Source organism: Mesorhizobium sp. M7A.F.Ca.CA.001.08.2.1, from assembly GCF_003998455.1.
GTDB classification, from domain to species: Bacteria; Pseudomonadota; Alphaproteobacteria; order Rhizobiales; family Rhizobiaceae; genus Mesorhizobium; species Mesorhizobium ciceri.
Genome location: NZ_RZPW01001207.1, coordinates 1 through 1084 on the forward strand (window position 1 = coordinate 1; position 1084 = coordinate 1084).

Genomic DNA, 1084 nt, shown 5'->3' on the forward strand with positions numbered 1-1084 from the left:
CTCAAGAATGGCGTCGAAGAGCTTGTCGTCCAGTGCATGCGGCGCGTGCCAGGCCAGCACCTGCGGGTCGATGATGTTCCAGTCGTCCTCGTTGCAGACGATCGTGCCGACGCGTGGCCGCGACAGCACCAGCCCTTTTGCCGCCAACACTTTCAGGGCCTCACGGATGACGGTGCGGCTGACGCTGTATTCGACGCCGAGCTCGTTTTCGGTCGGCAGTGAGGAGCCGGCCGGATAGCGCCCGGAAAAGATGTCCGAGGCAATCGCCTTGGTCACGTCGGGCATAACGCGCGGGCGGCGAGTGGCTGTGTCGCCTTGCGGTTTCTTCAAAGTCCCGGTCACCTCAGCCCTCCTCCAAGGCGGCGAACCGCTGGTTTCGCACAACCGGTCCGGCCTTAACGGATGCGGATCAATTGCGCCAGCGATCGCTGGTCAGAGCATGTACATGAATTATCATACCAGATCAATTGACGAGTATGATAAAAGCGATTAGAGACTCCGGCATCCGGGCTGAGCGCCCGGTCTATCGCTGGGAGGTAATCATGCGACTTTTGAAGACCGCGCTCGTCGCGGGCGCGCTTGCCGTGCTGTCCGTCACGACCATCGCTGCATATGCTCAGGACACCAAGATCGGCTTCATCGTCAAGCAGCCCGAGGAGCCGTGGTTCCAGGACGAATGGAAGTTTGCTGACCAGGCCGCCAAGGAAAAGGGCTTTACCCTGGTCAAGATCGGCGCCGAAGACGGTGAGAAGCTGATGTCGGCCATCGACAATCTCGGCGCCCAGGGCGCGCAGGGTTTCATCGTCTGCACGCCCGACGTGAAGCTCGGCCCCGGCATCGTCGCCAAGGCCGCCGCCAACAATCTCAAGCTGATGACTGTCGATGACCGCCTGGTCGGCGCCGACGGCAAGGCGCTGGAAGACGTGCCGCATATGGGCATCTCGGCAACCAAGATCGGCGAGGCGGTTGGCCAGGCGATCGTCGACGAGATGAAGGCGCGCGGCTGGAAGGCCGACGAGGTCGGCGCCATCCGCGTCTCCTATGACCAACTGCCGACCGCCGTCGACCGCGTCGAAGGCGCCAT

2 protein-coding genes are annotated in these 1084 nt (G+C 62.5%); one reads left to right on the forward strand and one right to left on the reverse strand.

Features of this window, described 5'->3' with window-relative positions:
* On the reverse strand, positions 1–285 hold a 285-nt coding region (locus EN914_RS36225; RefSeq protein WP_245483195.1), incomplete at its 3' end, for a FadR/GntR family transcriptional regulator.
* Between the two features lie 257 nt (positions 286–542).
* On the opposite strand from EN914_RS36225, the gene EN914_RS36230 reads away from it, so the two are divergent.
* A partial coding sequence (locus EN914_RS36230) for a substrate-binding domain-containing protein (protein WP_164779207.1) occupies positions 543–1084 on the forward strand: 542 nt, incomplete at its 3' end.